Annotated in this window: 2 protein-coding genes; both read right to left on the reverse strand. The window is 61.0% G+C overall.

Features of this window, described 5'->3' with window-relative positions; genetic code table 11:
• Positions 1-80 precede the first annotated feature (80 nt).
• Positions 81-809, reverse strand: coding sequence for a P-type conjugative transfer protein TrbJ (trbJ, locus tag AKL29_RS39780; RefSeq protein ID WP_050387942.1), 729 nt, complete (start codon positions 807-809; stop codon positions 81-83).
• On the reverse strand, positions 806-2,684 hold a 1,879-nt coding region (trbE, locus tag AKL29_RS39785; protein WP_244482682.1), incomplete at its 5' end, for a conjugal transfer protein TrbE. The genes trbE and trbJ, both read right to left, overlap by 4 nt.

The following is a 2,684-nucleotide window of genomic DNA, read 5'->3' on the forward strand; positions in this document are numbered from 1 at the left end:
TCGAATCGTGCAGGCAGCGACGACCACCAGGCCGATTGTTGTAAGTAGCGACAGGGCCTTGAATGCCTTTACGTCGGTCATCAGTGAAACATCTGCACGTTGGAGGATTGATAGCCCTGCCCCGGTGTCAGGAACCGCCGAAGCTGCTCTCGTCCTTGATCTTGAGCCGAGGCGCGCCGAGCGGCCTCAAGGCTCTGCGCCCTGCCCTGCGCCGCGGCGGCCGCCGTGAGATCGGCAAGTTGTTGCGCTTGAAGTGCGAGGATCTGGTTGCCGGCCTGAGTTGCCTGTAGGGTGCCGCTGGCACTCTGGCTCGACGTTACGAGGGCAGACGTCTGGATGCGATTGGTGTCGAGATTGCCAACGATGCCGGCCTGAACGCGAAGCGCATCTTGCGTTGCGGCATACGAATTCTGCCACCGCGATTGAGCGTTCGAGATCAGCATTTGGTTCGACTGGCTGTTGGTGGCCGGCGCGTAGCTGGTCGAGAAGGCGCGGTCGATCTGCTGCACGTCGTAGGCGATGCGCTGCGCCTGGGCCAGCAATTGCTGGGTCCGCTGGATCGAAGATTGCAGTTGCTGCAGCGACGAATACGGCAGGTTGGCCAGATTTTTCGCCTGATTGATCAGCATCTGTGCCTCGTTCTGCAACGAGGTGATCTGATTGTTGATCTGCTGGAGCTCCCGCGCGGCCGTCAGGACATTCTGGACGTAGTTGTTGGGATCAAAGACGATCAATGCCCGTGCAGGCATCGTAACGCCAAGCGATAGAGCGATGGTGCCAGCGGCCAGCAATGAGCCAAGTCGCCTCATAGCGATTTCTCCAGATTGACGAGATTGGGGATCAGATCCGTCGCCCATGCGACGCCACGGTGTTGAAGCCAGGCCGGCACGAAGCCATCAGGTCCATGCTCAGCCAGGAGCCGCGTGACGTTCGCTTGGTCAGTCTTCGAAGCGGCGGCGGTGAAGGCGAGTGCCACCTCGCCAAGCCCGAGCTCAAACATACGGTTGCCGCGACGAGACTGGCAGTAGTAGTCGCGCTTCGGCGTCGCTCGGCTCAGAAGCTCGATCTGGCGATCATTGAGGCCGAAACGGCGGTAGATGGCAGTGATCTGCGGTTCGATCGCCCGTTCGTTCGGCAGCAACAAGCGTGTTGGGCAGCTTTCGATGATCGCGGGCGCGATCGCAGAGCCATCGATGTCCGAAAGCGACTGGGTGGCGAAGATGACGGACGCGTTCTTCTTCCGAAGCGTCTTCAACCATTCCCGGAGCTGCCCCGCAAAATCTTCATCATCGAGGGCGAGCCAGCCCTCATCGACAATCAAGAGTGTCGGCCGGCCATCGAGATGATCACCAATACGATGGAAGAGATACGCCAGCACAGCCGGCGCAGCACTCGTTCCGATCAAGCCTTCGGTCTCAAAGGCCTGGACCGACGCCTCGCCAAGACGCTCGAATTCGGCATCGAGCAAGCGCCCGGAAGGTCCGCCCAGGCAGTATGGTTGCAGGGCGCGCTTCAGGGAGTTCAATTGAAGAAGGACTGACAGGCCCGTGAGGGTGCGTTCCTCTCTCGGCGCTGAAGCGAGAGATGTTAGCGCCGACCACAGATGATCCTTGACCTCAGGGGTGATCTCGATCTTTTCCCGTGCCAGGATCGCGCCGATCCATTCCGTGGCCCATCCGCGCTCGGAAGGATCATCAATCCAGGCCAGCGGCTGCAGGGCGACGGGTTGTTCACCTCCGTCGGACAATGAGCCGCCGAGATCATGCCAATCGCCACCCATGGCGAGGGCGGCCGCTCGAATCGAACCACCGAAGTCAAACGCGAAGATCTGCGAGTTCGGATAACGCCTGAACTGTAGCGCCATCAGCGCGAGCAGCACCGACTTGCCAGCACCTGTCGGTCCCACCACAAGGGTATGACCGACGTCGCCAACGTGGAGCGAGAATCGGAACGGCGTCGATCCCTCGGTCTTGCCGAACAACAGAGGCGGGCCTTTGAAGTGGAGGTCCCTCGCCTCGCCCGCCCACACGGCCGACATCGGAATCATATGCACAAGGTTGAGGGTCGAGACCGGCGGCTGCCGCACATTGGCGTAGACGTGCCCGGGCAGACTGCCGAGCCAGGCTTCGACGGCGTTCACGGTCTCGATCATGCAGGTGAAATCTCGGCCCTGTATGACTTTCTCGACCAGCCTCAGCTTTTCATCGGCAGTGTTGGGATCGCGGTCCCAGACAGTGATGGTCGCCGTAACAAAGGCTTGTCCGATCTGATCCGACCCCAGTTCCTGCAACGCCGCGTCGGTATCAAGCGCCTTGTTGTGGGCGTCGGTATCAAGCAGCGTCGATGCCTCGTTCGTCATGACCTCCTTGAGGATGGCGCCGATGGACTTTCGCTTGGCAAACCACTGCCGGCGAATCTTGGTCAGCAGCTTGGTGGCGTCGGTCTTGTCGAGCATGATCGCCCGGGTCGACCAACGATAAGAGAATGGCAAGCGATTCAGGTCGTCCAGGATCCCCGGGGTCGTGGCGCCCGGAAAGCCCACGATCGTCAGAACCCGCACGTTGGCCGCACCCAGCATCGGCTCGAGCCCGCCGGTCAGCGGCTGGTCGGCCAACAGCGCATCGATGTACATAGGAATCTCGGGCACTCGAACCCGGTGACGCTTGGTCGAGATCGTCGAGTGC

Source organism: Bradyrhizobium pachyrhizi, assembly GCF_001189245.1.
Taxonomy (GTDB): Bacteria; Pseudomonadota; Alphaproteobacteria; order Rhizobiales; family Xanthobacteraceae; genus Bradyrhizobium; species Bradyrhizobium pachyrhizi.